Origin of the sequence: Pseudomonas sp. EA_15y_Pfl1_P101 (assembly GCF_963970835.1) — a bacterium.
Lineage (GTDB): Bacteria > Pseudomonadota > Gammaproteobacteria > Pseudomonadales > Pseudomonadaceae > Aquipseudomonas > Aquipseudomonas tritici.
In genome coordinates, this window is sequence record NZ_CAXAPA010000001.1 from 12,123 (window position 1) to 26,102 (window position 13,980).

General features: G+C 59.6%; 12 protein-coding genes and 1 pseudogene. 11 read left to right on the forward strand and 2 right to left on the reverse strand.

Annotation, left to right across the window (positions count from 1 at the left end; translation table 11 throughout):
• Positions 1-160: 160 nt before the first annotated feature.
• The 9 genes and pseudogenes from AACY36_RS00065 to AACY36_RS00105 all read left to right on the forward strand — a co-directional run bounded on the left by AACY36_RS00065 (position 161) and on the right by AACY36_RS00105 (position 10,695).
• Positions 161-812: pseudogene (locus AACY36_RS00065) on the forward strand (glutathione binding-like protein).
• Between the two features lie 238 nt (positions 813-1,050).
• On the forward strand, positions 1,051-3,492 hold the full coding sequence (locus tag AACY36_RS00070) for a penicillin acylase family protein (protein ID WP_339496667.1): 2,442 nt from the start codon (positions 1,051-1,053) through the stop codon (positions 3,490-3,492).
• Between the two features lie 140 nt (positions 3,493-3,632).
• The gene (locus AACY36_RS00075; protein WP_339418097.1) at positions 3,633-4,637 is read left to right on the forward strand and encodes a ligase-associated DNA damage response exonuclease; all 1,005 of its coding nucleotides are present in this window, start codon (positions 3,633-3,635) and stop codon (positions 4,635-4,637) included.
• Positions 4,634-6,268 carry an ATP-dependent DNA ligase gene (locus tag AACY36_RS00080; protein ID WP_339496669.1) on the forward strand — a complete coding sequence of 545 codons (1,635 nt, stop codon included), beginning with the start codon at positions 4,634-4,636 and terminating at the stop codon, positions 6,266-6,268. The genes AACY36_RS00075 and AACY36_RS00080 overlap by 4 nt, the downstream gene beginning before the upstream one ends.
• 249 nt (positions 6,269-6,517) lie before the next feature.
• On the forward strand, positions 6,518-7,297 hold the full coding sequence (locus tag AACY36_RS00085) for a transporter substrate-binding domain-containing protein (RefSeq protein ID WP_339469488.1): 780 nt from the start codon (positions 6,518-6,520) through the stop codon (positions 7,295-7,297).
• Between the two features lie 56 nt (positions 7,298-7,353).
• Positions 7,354-8,082, forward strand: coding sequence for an ABC transporter permease (locus AACY36_RS00090; RefSeq protein WP_339418102.1), 729 nt, complete (start codon positions 7,354-7,356; stop codon positions 8,080-8,082).
• Positions 8,079-8,789: an ABC transporter permease gene (locus AACY36_RS00095; protein WP_065872420.1), complete on the forward strand. Its 711-nt coding sequence runs from the start codon at positions 8,079-8,081 to the stop codon at positions 8,787-8,789. The genes AACY36_RS00090 and AACY36_RS00095 overlap by 4 nt, the downstream gene beginning before the upstream one ends.
• A gap of 9 nt (positions 8,790-8,798) precedes the next feature.
• Positions 8,799-9,917, forward strand: coding sequence for a succinylglutamate desuccinylase/aspartoacylase family protein (locus AACY36_RS00100; RefSeq protein ID WP_339427095.1), 1,119 nt, complete (start codon positions 8,799-8,801; stop codon positions 9,915-9,917).
• A gap of 13 nt (positions 9,918-9,930) precedes the next feature.
• A complete protein-coding gene (locus tag AACY36_RS00105) occupies positions 9,931-10,695 on the forward strand; it encodes an ABC transporter ATP-binding protein (protein WP_339418106.1) in 765 nt (254 codons plus the stop codon).
• On the opposite strand, the gene AACY36_RS00110 is transcribed toward AACY36_RS00105, so the two are convergent.
• Positions 10,688-11,836 carry a sensor histidine kinase gene (locus tag AACY36_RS00110; RefSeq protein WP_339496671.1) on the reverse strand — a complete coding sequence of 383 codons (1,149 nt, stop codon included), beginning with the start codon at positions 11,834-11,836 and terminating at the stop codon, positions 10,688-10,690. The genes AACY36_RS00105 and AACY36_RS00110 overlap by 8 nt on opposite strands.
• A 40-nt stretch (positions 11,837-11,876) precedes the next feature.
• Entirely contained in the window at positions 11,877-12,554 is a 678-nt protein-coding gene (locus AACY36_RS00115) for a response regulator transcription factor (protein WP_339418109.1), read from the reverse strand.
• Positions 12,555-12,679: 125 nt separating this feature from the next.
• Here AACY36_RS00115 and AACY36_RS00120 point away from each other — a divergent pair, with 125 nt between their 5' ends.
• Positions 12,680-13,066, forward strand: coding sequence for a GtrA family protein (locus AACY36_RS00120; protein ID WP_339455714.1), 387 nt, complete (start codon positions 12,680-12,682; stop codon positions 13,064-13,066).
• The gene (locus tag AACY36_RS00125; protein ID WP_339418111.1) at positions 13,038-13,973 is read left to right on the forward strand and encodes a glycosyltransferase family 2 protein; all 936 of its coding nucleotides are present in this window, start codon (positions 13,038-13,040) and stop codon (positions 13,971-13,973) included. The genes AACY36_RS00120 and AACY36_RS00125 overlap by 29 nt, the downstream gene beginning before the upstream one ends.
• The last annotated feature ends 7 nt before the right edge of the window (positions 13,974-13,980 follow it).

The window sequence follows — 13,980 nt, forward strand, 5'->3', positions numbered from 1 at the left end:
TGCGACGATTCGATTTGCTCGCTCCCACATTGGGTTGGTGGATGGGGCCGTATAAATTGCTTCTAAGATTATGCGCAAATGTTTCATTGAATTTTTGCGCACTGAACATCACCTATACCTACAGGCATCCGCTCAAGCATTCCCCTTTTAGGAGAGCTTCATGATCGACCTGTATTACTGGACCACCCCCAACGGTCACAAAATATCGCTGTTCTTGGAAGAAGCCGGTCTCCCCTACGAGGTGCACCCGATCAATATCGGCCAGGGCGAACAGTTCAAGCCTGACTTCCTGAAGATAGCCCCCAACAACCGCATTCCGGCGATCGTCGATCAGAACCCTGCCGACGGCGGCGCGCCGATTTCGCTGTTTGAATCCGGTGCAATCCTGCTGTACCTCGCGGAAAAAACTGGCCAGTTCATTCCAAAAGACCTGCGCGGTCGTCAGGAAGCCTTGCAATGGCTGTTCTGGCAAATGGGCGGATTGGGGCCAATGGCCGGTCAGAATCATCACTTCAGCCAGTTCGCGCCGGAGAAGATTCCCTACGCAATCAAGCGTTATATAGATGAGACCGCCCGGCTTTACGGCGTGCTGGACCGGCGCTTGGCGGATCGGCCGTGCGTGGCAGGCGAGGCCTACAGCATCGCGGATATGGCGATCTACCCGTGGATTGTTTCCCACAAGTGGCAGAGCCAGCGGCTGGAAGATTTCCCACACCTGGAGCGCTGGTTCAACCGCATCAAGGAACGGCCGGCGACGGTCCGCGCCTATGAACTATGAACTGGTGCAGAAGATCAACCCGCCCAAATCCTGATCTTAAGTCGCACTCAATCAAAATGTGTGGGGTTGCTCGCGAAAGCGGTGTATCAGTCGGTACGTGTGTGACTGACCGACCGCCTTCGCGACCAAGTCGAATCGTCACACCGCAGCCCTCACATTGGTCTGCGCAAGACTCAAGATCTCACGCTTTCCCCAAACTCCCGCTTGCGTCGTTTAGCCGCGCTCACTAACGTAGCGCCTTTACTGACGCTACCCCCCGCAGGAGCTTTGCCATGGCCTCGCCAGCCCTCTCACATTTTCTTCCCCGGTTCGGCGTTGCCGCGGCAGTGGCCAGTGCGTTAAGCTTGGCCGGTTGCCAGCTCCAGAACACCCAGGACACCCTGCCGCCGGTCGCCGGTGTGCTGCCGATCAAAGGCCTGGCTCAAAACGTTTCCGTGCGTCGCAATGCCCAGGGCATGCCGCTGATCGAAAGCAATACCTTCCATGACGCGCTGTTCAGCCTCGGTTACGTGCACGCCAGCGATCGCATCACCCAGATGGTCACCCTGCGCCTGCTGGCCCAGGGTCGCTTGGCGGAAATGGCGGGTGCTGAAGTGCTGGACGTCGACCGTTTCATGCGTGCGGTCAACCTGAAAAAAAGTGCCGGCGAGCTGTATAACGCTTCGTCGCCGCGCCTCAAACGCTTCTTTGAAGTGTATGCCCGTGGCGTCAACGCCTACCTGTTCCGCTACCGCGACAAGCTACCGCCAGACCTGGCCCAGACTGGCTACAAGCCGGAATACTGGAAGCCGGAAGATTCGGCGCTGCTGTTCTGCCTGCTGAATTTCAGCGAGTCGGCCAACCTGCAGGAAGAAATTTCATCCCTGGTGCTGGCGCAGAAAGTCGGCGTCGACAAACTCGCCTGGCTGACCCCAAGCGCGCCGGATGAAGCGGTCCCGCTGGCCGAAGCCGAGAAACTCAAGGGTGTGAGCCTGGGCCAGATCACCGGCCTGGCCGGGCTGGACGCGGTCAGCCAGCAACTGAGTCGCCTCAACTCACTGGCGGTCACCACCTCGAGCAACTGGGCAATCGGTCCGCAACGCAGCCGCAGCGGCAGAAGCCTGTTGGCCAACGACCTCGCCGCCCAGCCGCAAGCCCCGTCGCCATGGAGCTACGTGCAGATCCGTGCACCTAAATACCAGGCCGTGGGCGCCTCGATTGCCGGCTTGCCGACGCTGCTGTCCGGCTTCAACGGCAAGGTCGCGTGGAGCATGAGCACGGTAAAGGGCGACACTCAGGACCTGTTCCTGGAAAAGGTCAAACGCCAGGGCAACGCGTTGTACTACGAGAACAACGGGAAATGGCTACCGGCAGGTGTGCGTAACGAAACCTTTTTCGTGAAAGGCCAGCGCTCGATTCGTGAAGTGGTGTACGAAACCCGCCACGGTGCCCTGCTCAACAGCAGCCAGGCGCTGACCACCGGCCTGGGCCTGGCCCTGCACACCGCCGACTTCAAGGACGACAAGAGCCTGGATGCGTTCTTCGACCTGTCGCGCGCGCAAAACGCCGCCAAGGCCTCGGACGCAACCCGCGAGATTCGCGCCATTGCGCTGAACATGGTCTTCGCCGACGCCAGCAATATTGGCTGGCAAGTCACCGGCCGCTTCCCCAACCGTCGCGAAGGCGAAGGTTTGCTGCCGTCGCCGGGCTGGGACACGCGTTTCGACTGGGACGGTTACGCCGACGCGATGTTGCACCCCTATGACCAGGACCCGGCCCAAGGCTGGGTCGGCACTGCCAACCAGCGCACCGCGCCACGCGGCTATGGCATGCAGTTGTCCAATTCCTGGGACGCCCCGGAACGTAGCGAGCGCCTGGCGCAGTTGGCCAATGCCGGCAAGCATGACAGCCGCAGCATGATCGCCATGCAATACGACCAGACCACCACGTTTGCTGCCAAGCTAAAGACCATGTTCCAGGCCCCAGGCATGGCCCAGCCACTGAAACAGGCGATCGATGCGTTGCCGGCGGCTGAGCAGGTCAAGGCGCGGGAAGCACTGAATCGCTTGATGGCCTTCGATGGTCGACTGGTGGCAACGTCCGCCGACGCCGCGATCTACGAACTGTTCCTGCAAGAAAGCACCCGTCAGATCTTCCTCGACGAACTCGGCCCGGAAAACAGCACCAGCTGGAAGGCTTTCGTCAGCAATGCCAGCCTGTCCTACGCCGCCCAGGCCGATCACTTGCTGGGCCGCGAAGACAGCCCATTCTGGGACGACGTGCGCACCCCGCAGAAAGAAGACAAACCTTTGGTCCTCGCCCGCAGCCTGGCCGCGGCGATCAGCGCCGGTGACAGCCAACTGGGTACCGATCACAAGGCCTGGCAGTGGGGCAAGCTGCACACGACTACCTGGAAAAACACCAATGGCCAGGTGATTCGTGGCCCACTGGCGTCCGGCGGCGACCACAACACCTTGAACCCGGCACCGTACAACTGGGGCCAGGATTTCACCACCACCCAAGTGCCGGCGCTGCGCATGATTGTCGATTTCGGCCAGGTGGAACCAATGATGGGCCAGGGGGGCATCGGCCAGTCCGGCAACCCGGCCAGCCCGAACTATGCCAATGGCATCGACCCGTCGCTCAAGGCGCAATACCTGAGTTTCCCGATGCAGCCGCAGAACTTTGAGAAGGTGTATGGGAAAACAAGGTTGACCCTGACGCCGGGTAAATAACCCGGGGCCTTACTGAAGAAACCGGACAAGAATGTGGGCGCTGGCTTGCCTGCGCCCACATTTGTTCTGTATACATTCCGATCGAACTTCTGCGTTCAGCCCCGCCTCATAAGTAACAAGCCCACTTCCCCGGTCATTCCATGGACCTCGTCATCGCCCGCCCCGAAGGCCTTTATTGCCCCGCCGGAGATTTCTACATCGACCCCTGGCGCCCGGTGGAACGTTCGGTCATCACCCACGCCCACGGCGACCATGCCCGCACCGGCAACCAGCACTACCTGGCGGCGGCTCCCGGCGAAGGCATCCTGCGCTCGCGGCTGGGGCAGGACATCAACCTGCAAACCCTGGCCTACGGCGAACAACTGGTCCATCACGGCGTCACCCTGAGCTTCCACCCGGCCGGGCATGTATTGGGATCGGCCCAAGTGCGCCTGGAATATCAAGGCGAAGTCTGGGTCGCATCCGGCGATTACAAAGTCGAGCCCGACGGCACCTGCACCCCCTTCGAACCGGTGCGTTGCCATACCTTCATCACCGAATCCACCTTCGGCCTGCCGATCTACCGCTGGCAACCCCAGGCGCAGATTTTTGCCGGGATCAACGATTGGTGGAAGGCGAACATCGCAGCCGGCAAGGCCAGCGTGTTGTTCTGTTATTCCTTTGGCAAAGCCCAGCGAATCCTGCATGGGATCGACGCCAGCATCGGCCCGATCCTCAGCCATGGCGCAGTCGAACCGCTGAACCGGGTGTACCGCGAGGCCGGGATCTACATCCCCGAAACCCTGTATGCCGGTGACTTCAAAAAGACCGACCCGTTGTTGCGCCAGGCCTTGATCATCGCCCCCCCCTCCGCCGGCGGCAGCAGTTGGATAAAGCGCTTTGGCGACTATAGCGATGCCTTCGCCAGCGGCTGGATGCGCCTGCGCGGTACCCGTCGGCGGCGGGGGGTGGATCGAGGTTTTGTGCTGTCAGACCACGCCGACTGGCCCGGTTTGTTGTGGGCCATCGAGCAAACCGGCGCCGAACGGGTGATGGTCACCCACGGCTCTGTCGGTGTATTGGTGCGCCATCTGCGGGAAAAAGGTCTGGATGCCCAAGGCTTCACCACTGAATACGGCGATGACGAAGAGGAGGCCAGCGCATGAAGGCCTTCGCCGAGCTGTACGCCAACCTCGACGCCACCACCTCCAGCAACGCCAAGCTTGCTGCACTGCAAGCCTACTTTCTGCAAGCGCCACCGGCCGATGCCGCCTGGGCGGTGTACTTTCTGTCCGGGGGTCGCCCTCGCCAGTTGGTCCCCACGCGCCTACTGCGGGACATGGCCACCGAAGCGTCGGGCATAGAACCTTGGCTGTTCGAAGAAAGCTACCAGTCGGTGGGTGACTTGGCGGAGACGATTTCCCTGCTGTTACCGGAATCCACCTACACCTCAGAAGACGGCCTTGCCGTGTGGCTGGAAGAAAAACTCCTGCCCCTGCGTGGCTTGCCTCCGTTGGAATTGGCTGAGCGCCTACCGGCGTTATGGGCGCAACTGGATCAGCCCAGCCTGATGGTATGCATCAAGTTGATCACCGGCAGTTTTCGCGTGGGCGTGTCCAAGTTGCTGGTCACGCGAGCCCTCGCTGCCATGGCCGACCTCGACAGCAAGCGCGTGGCGCAGCGGCTGGTGGGCTACACGGACTTGTCCAACCGTCCTACGCCTGAGGGCTACCTCAAGCTGATCGCCGCCGAATCGTCCGACGAACATGCACAAAGGGGTGGGCAGCCCTATCCGTTTTTCCTCGCCCACGGTTTGGCGCAACCGGTGGAGCAGTTCGACACCCTGCTAGGCTCGCCCGCCGACTGGCAGGTGGAATGGAAGTGGGATGGTATTCGTGCGCAACTGGTGAAACGTGAGGGCCGCCTGTGGATCTGGTCCCGGGGCGAAGAACTGGTCACCGAGCGTTTCCCTGAACTTCACAGCCTGGTCAGTGGCTTGCCCGATGGCACCGTAATCGACGGCGAAATCGTGGTATGGAAAGACGCGGTGCAACCCTTCGCCTTGCTGCAACAGCGGATCGGCCGCAAGACCCTGAGCAAAAAAGTACTGAAGGACGCCCCGGTCGCAGTCCTGGCCTACGACCTGCTGGAACATCAGGGTGACGACTGGCGCAACCACACTCAGGCTGAGCGCCGCGCGCAACTTGAGCAGGTGATTGCCCAGTGCAACCAATCCTTGTTGCAGGCATCACCCTTGCTGACGGGGAGCAGTTGGCAGGACCTCGCCGAACAACGCGAAGCCTCTCGCAGCCTCGGGGTGGAAGGCATGATGCTCAAGGACCGCAAAGGTCTCTACGGCGTGGGCCGTACCAAGGATATGGGTCTATGGTGGAAGTGGAAGGTGGACCCGTTCAGCATCGATGCGGTGTTGATCTATGCCCAGCGCGGTCATGGTCGACGCGCCAGCTTGTATAGCGACTACACCTTTGCGGTGTGGGACGGTCCGCCCGGTACCGAACGCACGCTGGTGCCGTTTGCCAAGGCGTATTCAGGGTTGACCGATGAGGAAATGCGCAAGGTCGACGCGATCGTGCGCAAGACCACGGTGGAGAAGTTCGGGCCGGTCAGCAGCGTCACGCCGAGCATGGTGTTTGAGCTGGGGTTTGAGGGGATCGCCCTTTCCAGGCGGCATAAAAGCGGGATTGCGGTGAGGTTTCCGCGCATGTTGCGGTGGCGGCAGGATAAGGCGGTGGAAGAAGCCGATAGTTTGGCCTCACTGCAAGAGTTATTGGTCTGACACATACCCCCTGTGGGAGCGAGCAAGCCCGCTCCCACTTTTTGACCTGCACATGGCTCAAATTGGGGCGTCAGATTTTCCATGCCCATTTCCGGGCATCTCCTACACTCTAACTTCCCTCATCCCACCTTTTAAAACGCTCATTCGGAACTATGGTGCAGAAATTGCTACCAGTGATCCGTCTGACACCGTTCAGTAACAGTCCTAAACGCGCCACAAGCGCTTATCTTGGTTTCCAGGGATTACATAATGAAAAAAGCATTGCTGACCCTTTCTGCACTGGCTCTGTGCATGGCCGCCGGTACCGCGCTGGCCAAGGAATACAAGGAACTGCGTTTTGGTGTCGATCCGTCCTACGCACCGTTTGAATCCAAGGCCGCCGACGGCAGCCTGGTCGGCTTCGATATCGATCTGGGCAATGCGATCTGCGCCGAGCTGAAAGTGAAGTGCAAGTGGGTCGAAAGTGATTTCGACGGCATGATTCCAGGCCTGAAAGCGAAAAAATTCGACGGCGTGATTTCGTCCATGACCGTGACCCCGGTGCGTGAAAAGGCCATCGACTTCTCTAACGAGCTGTTCTCCGGCCCAACCTCGCTGGTGTTCAAGAAGGGGGCTGGCTTCTCGACGCCCGAGTCCCTCAAGGGTAAATCCGTGGGCTACGAGCAAGGCACCATCCAGGAAGCCTACGCCAAGGCTGTATTGGATAAAGCCGGTGTGACCACCAAGGCCTACGCCAACCAGGACCAAGTGTATGCCGACCTGACCTCCGGCCGTCTCGACGCTTCCGTGCAGGACATGCTGCAAGCCGAACTGGGCTTTTTGAAGTCGCCAGCCGGTGCAGGCTACGAAGTCAGCGCCGCCATTGACGACCCACTGCTGCCGTCGAAAACCGCCATCGGTATCAAAAAAGGTAACACTGAATTGAAGGCGCTTTTGGATAAAGGTATCAAAGCGTTACACGATGATGGCACCTACGCCACCATCCAGAAGAAACACTTTGGCGATCTGAACCTGTACAGCGGCAAATAATGCCTGGAGCGCCCTTCCCTGGAAGGGCGCTTTTTTATCGCCATAGGTCCTGATTTATGTTCGAAGAACTGTTGCAAACCCTCGGGCTGAGCGCGCTCAGCTTGAAGGGTTTCGGCCCGCTGTTGCTGCAAGGCACGTGGATGACGATCAAGTTGTCGGTGCTGTCCCTGGCCGTCAGCATCGTGCTCGGCTTGCTCGGTGCCAGCGCCAAATTGTCCAGCCTGCCCTTTTTGCGCATCCCCGCCCGGCTCTACACCACGCTGATTCGCGGCGTACCCGACTTGGTCCTGATGCTGCTGGTTTTTTACAGCCTGCAAACCTGGCTCACCGGCTTCACTGACTTCATGGAATGGGAATACATCGAGATCGACCCATTCAGCGCCGGGGTGATCACCCTGGGCTTTATCTACGGTGCTTATTTCACCGAAACCTTTCGCGGCGCGATCCTCGCCGTGCCCCGTGGCCAACTGGAAGCCGCCACGGCCTACGGCCTCAAGCGCGGGCAACGGTTTCGCTACGTGACCTTCCCGCAGATGATGCGCTTTGCCCTGCCGGGTATCGGCAACAACTGGATGGTGATGCTCAAGGCCACGGCGCTGGTGTCGATCATCGGCCTGGCCGACTTGGTCAAGGCTGCCCAAGACGCGGGCAAGAGCACCTATCAGTTGTTCTACTTCCTGGTGCTCGCCGCGTTGATCTACCTGATGATCACCAGCGCGTCCAACTTCGTCTTGCGTCGCCTTGAACGGCGCTACTCCGCAGGCGCCCGGGAGGCAGTGCGATGATCGAACTCTTGCAGGAATACTGGCGCCCCTTCCTTTATAGCGACGGCCAGCACATCACCGGTCTGGCCATGACGATGTGGCTGCTCAGCGCCGCGCTGGTCATCGGCTTTCTGGTGTCGATTCCGCTGTCCATTGCGCGTGTCTCGCGCAATCGTGCCGTGCGTTGGCCAGTGCAGTTCTACACCTACCTGTTCCGGGGCACGCCGCTCTATATCCAGTTGCTGATCTGCTACACCGGCATCTACAGCATCGCCGCCGTGCGCGAGCAACCGCTGCTGGACGCGTTCTTTCGCGATGCGATGAACTGCACCATCCTGGCCTTCGCCCTCAACACCTGCGCCTACACCACGGAGATTTTCGCCGGGGCGATCCGCAGCATGGCCCATGGCGAAGTCGAAGCGGCCAAGGCCTATGGCTTGAGCGGCTGGAAGCTGTACGCCTACGTGATCATGCCGTCCGCGCTGCGTCGCTCGCTGCCTTACTACAGTAATGAAGTGATCCTGATGCTGCACTCGACCACGGTGGCCTTCACCGCGACGATTCCAGACATCCTCAAAGTGGCGCGGGACGCCAACTCGGCCACCTTCATGACCTTTCAATCATTCGGTATCGCTGCGCTGATCTACCTGACCGTGACCTTCGCGCTGGTCGGTCTGTTTCGTCTGGCGGAGCGCCGCTGGCTGGCGTTTCTCGGGCCGAGCCATTAAGGAGTGTGTATGCGTCACCAGGTTCATGAACTGATCGCGCCAGTGCCAGGTACGGCGCGGCAGGTTCACAGTTTTCACTTCGGCCCGGAGCAGGCCGAGGGCAAGATTTACATCCAGTCGTCGCTGCACGCCGATGAGCTGCCGGGCATGCTGGTGGCCTGGCACCTCAAAGTGCAATTGGCGAAGCTGGCCGCGGCCGGTCGCCTGCGCAGCGAGATCGTGCTGGTGCCCATCGCCAACCCGGTTGGCCTGGAACAGGTGTTGATGGATATCCCGCTGGGTCGCTATGAGCTGGAGAGCGGGCAGAACTTCAATCGCCTGTTTGTCGACCTCAGTGAAGCCGTCGGCAACCAGGTCGAAGATGTGCTCGGGGATGATCCTCGGCACAACGTCGAACTGATCCGCGCCGCGCTGTCCACCGCCCTCGCCGCGCAAAATGCCGACACCCAGTTGCAATCCCAGCGCCTGGTGCTGCAACGCCTGGCCTGTGACGCCGACATAGTGCTGGACCTGCATTGCGATTTCGAAGCCGTGGCGCACGTGTACACCACGCCCGAGGCCTGGCCGAAGGTGGAACCGCTGGCGCGGTATATCGGTTCGGAGGCCAATTTGCTCGCGACCGACTCCGGTGGGCAATCCTTCGATGAGTGTTTCACCTTGGTCTGGTGGCAATTGCAGCAACGCTTCGGCGAGCGCTTCCCGATCCCCATGGGCAGTTTTTCGGTGACCGTCGAACTGCGCGGGCAAGGCGACGTCAACCACGGCCTGGCCAGCCTCGACTGCCAGGCAATCATCGACTACCTGATTCACTTCGGCGCCATTACCGGTGATGCGGCACCGCTGCCCGACCTGCCCTACCCGGCCACACCGCTGGCCGGCGTTGAACCGGTGGCGACGCCAGTGGGTGGCCTGCTGGTGTTCAGCGCCCTGCCCGGTGAATACCTGGAAGCCGGGCAACTGATCGCCGAAATCATCGACCCCATTTCCGACCGCGTAACGCCGGTGCACTGCCAGAAGGCCGGCCTGCTTTACGCCCGTTCGCTACGCCGCATGGCCACTGCCGGGATGGTCATCGGCCATGTCGCAGGCACCGAGGCCTACCGCAGCGGCTATCTACTTTCGCCTTGAGGATGCACGCCCCATGTACAAATTGACCGTTGAAGGCCTGCATAAAAGCTATGGCGACAATCAGGTGCTCAAAGGTGTTTCGCTCAAGGCCAACACCGGTGACGTGATCAGCCTGATCGGCGCCAGCGGCTCGGGCAAGAGCACCTTTTTGCGCTGCATCAACTTCCTGGAAACCCCCAACGACGGCGCCATGACCCTGGACGGCCAGTCGATTCGCATGGTCAGCGATCGCCACGGCATGCGCGTGGCCGACGACGCCGAACTGCAGCGCCTGCGCACGCGCCTGGCGATGGTGTTCCAGCACTTCAACCTGTGGAGCCACATGAGCGTGCTGGAAAACATCACCATGGCCCCGCGCCGGGTGCTGGGTTGCAGCAAGAAAGACGCCGAAGACCGCGCCCGTCGCTACCTCGACAAGGTAGGGTTGCCGGCGCGTGTGGCCGATCAATACCCGGCGTTCCTGTCCGGCGGCCAGCAGCAACGGGTCGCCATCGCCCGCGCATTGGCCATGGAACCCGAGGTGATGCTGTTCGACGAGCCCACCTCGGCCCTCGATCCGGAACTGGTGGGCGAAGTGCTCAAGGTGATCCAGGGCCTGGCCGAGGAAGGCCGCACCATGATCATGGTGACCCACGAGATGAGCTTTGCACGCAAGGTGTCGAGCCAGGTGCTGTTCCTGCACAAGGGCCTGGTGGAAGAGCAAGGTGCGCCTGAGGATGTGTTGGGCAATCCCAAGAGTGAGCGCTTGCAGCAGTTTCTAAGTGGCAATCTCAAGTGAAGCAGATACGCGCATGAAACGTATGGCGTGTGCGTCGGGTTTCAAAGCGCCAGCCTGCCTGCGTGCAGGCACGCGAGACGATTTCCAGGCCAAAGCCGAACCCCGGCGACACGCGCTGTTCCACACGGTTATTGATGATCACCAGTTGCTGCTCAGTGAGGACAACCCGGACTTTGCCGGCGCCATGCTGAACAGCGTTGCCCAGCAGGTTCTGCACCACACTGCGGGCTATCGCCTCATTGGTCTGCACGCAGATCGTTGATGCTCCAGTCAGCACCCGCGCATCAGCCGCGAGAGGGTAAAGCAGCTGGTATTTTTCGATCTGCTCGGCGACAACGGCGCACAGGTCAATCGCCGCATGGGGTAATTGACGCGGTTCACGGGCCAGGGACAAAAACAGCTCAATGGTCATTTTCATTCCGGACAACGCGCCTTCCATGCGTAGCAGGCTGCGTGCGGATTTTTCGGCGTTGCAGCCGGGCAAACGCAGGATCGCCAGGCTGTTGTTCAAGATACCCAAGGGGGTGCGTAGCTCGTGGCTCACGTGCCGGGTAAAGGCCTGCTCGCGCAGCAGCGCGGCATTTTGCTGGGTCACCAGAGCCGACAGCGTACGGCTCAACGTGCCGATTTCATCCTGGCGCTCGAACCCGCTGAATCTGCACGGCCCACGCGGTTCAGAGGCCACGTCCTCCACCAATTGGCTGACGGGTTGGGCAATGGCACGGGCAATCGCGATGGCCAGGATCGTACCCAGGATCAGGATCAATCCGGCCACCGCGCACAACAGCCCGAAAATCCGAGCGCCGTAGCCTTCGGTCTGGCTGAGTTCAGACTCGTTCAGCACCAGTATCAGCCACTGTGACGCACCCGGTACAACACTTACGAACACATGGTCATCCTCTCCCTCCAGTTCATGGTGACCGGCTGGCAATTGGCGCATGACGGCCGGAACTTCAGCGTCCCCTGACCAGTAGCCTTGCAGGTAAATGCTGTTGGGCATCGCTGTCGCTGCCCCCTGCAGGCTATGCCGTTCCGTGAACGCCTGTGCCTCAAGCTTCAAATAGCTGGCAATGATGTTGTCCTCTGTCACGTTGACAGTGGCCCAGATCAGCACGCTGTAGAACAACGTGATGGTTGCCATGAACGGCAGCAGTGCAGAGAGGATTCGCGCAAAAAAGGAATCAGTAAGGAATCGCAAGACGATAGCCCTTACCGTGAACCGTGCGTATCAGTTCGTTACCGTATGGCTTGCCCAGGGCTTGGCGCAGCCGGTAGATATACGTGCGCAGTGCATCACTGTCTGGCGGATCACCCTCTGGCCACAACGCGGCCTCCAGTTTGCGCCGGCTGACGGGCTCCGGTGCCCCATCGGCAAGCAGGTTCAGCAAGGTGAATTGGAGGGCGGGCAACACCGTCATGACGCCGTTGTGACGCAACGCCTGCGAGACCGGATCAATCACCAGGTCGCCCAGTTGTTTGACACCGCGTGGCTGGCGCGGGGAGCCCCGGCGGATCAGCGCGCGGATACGCCATAGCAACTCTTGAGGCTCAAAGGGTTTGACCAGGTAATCGTCGCCGCCTGCGTCGTAACCCTCTTGTTTATCGGGCAGTGCGTCGCGTGCCGTCAGGAATATAACGGGCGTGTGGTTCTGCTCGCATCGCAACTGGCGACAGGTGTCAAAACCACTCATGCGAGGCATTGCCACATCCATGACGATGAGGTCGTATTCATGGTGCTGGACACGCTCCAGACAACTTCGCCCATCGCGAGCGAAATCTACATCGAAACCAAATTCACCGAGATAATCCCCTAACGAGCCCGCCAACGCATGATCATCTTCAACTAGTAATATTTCCATCAGGACAAACTCCAAATTCTTACAAGCAACTAAGAACATCCCTTCAGCAAACAAATAAAACCCGACAACAAATATCGTTTCGCGACGTTACATTTGATTCACACTTCATCTTATACATTCTTGTCATGCAAAAAATACTTCGATTGTTCATCCGTTATCTGGGCGCAGGCTTCTTCGCGACACTGGTGCATTTCGTAGTGTTCGTCTGCGTGCTGCCTTACTACGGCCCAACACCATCCGTTTTTTTTGCAGCCGTTGCGGGGGCGCTGGTCGCCTATTGCCTGTCCAGGCATTGGGTATTTGCACAGCGAGACTGCAATAGAGGGCGATTTTTCATAACGACCGCCAGTCAGGTTTTATCTAGCACGCTTATTGTCACGCTACTGATCCACTGGGGCGTACCTGCACAACTTTCACAGCTCATGACAATGGTAGCCGTGACCCTTCAAGGTTTTACGATTAATTACCTCTGGGTATTCAAACATGACAGCAAACGCGAACCTCTTCAGTGAGTCCTTGCCTGCCACGAAACTTACAATACTGGTGCCTTGCTTTAACGAGCAGTGCGTAATAATGCAATTCCATTCGCGCCTGATGGCCATCATTGACCGCGTAAAAATCCGCACTGAAGTGTTCTACATCAATGACGGCAGTCAAGACCAGACAGCGGCTATGATCGATCAATTTTCTCAGGACCCGCGTGTCAGGTGTCTGCACTTGAGTCGCAACTTCGGCAAAGAAGCGGCCATGCGCGCAGGCATCAACGACATAGACGGCGGCGCAGTAATCATCATGGACTGCGACCTGCAAGACCCACCGGAGTTGATCCCGCTCATGGTGCAGGAATGGCACAAGGGCTATGAGGTCGTGAACATGCAGCGCCGTTCGCGGCACTGCGATTCCTGGATAAAACGCACGGCCGCAAGGCTCTATTACGCCACGCTGGACCAACTGATCGACAATTTCGAAGTCCCCCAGCAAGTCAGTGATTTCAGACTGATAGGGCCCAACGCACTCGCGGCCATTCGCGCCATGGACGACAACGCCGGCGTATTGAAACTACTGGTCAGTTGGCTCGGCTATCCAAGTACCGAAGTGAACTACGACCGCAAGCCACGCCAAGCGGGCACAACCAAGTGGACGCCATTGTCATTGCTGGACCTGTGTGCGGACTCGATTCTTGCTTTCTCTACTCGCCCGCTGCGCCTGTACAGCTACTTGAGTGCCATGAGTTTTCTGGTTGGCTCACTGTGGGTTGCAGTCACCGCGACATTCGGTGAACTGACCCATGCGCATCTGCTGGTGCAATCGATTCTGTTGTTGTGCCTGGGAACCGCCGTGGTCGGCGAGTATGTCGGTCGGGTGCTGACGGTGGCGAGCCCCAGGCCCAACTCCCTGCATAAGCGCGATCAATCTTGAATCCCTT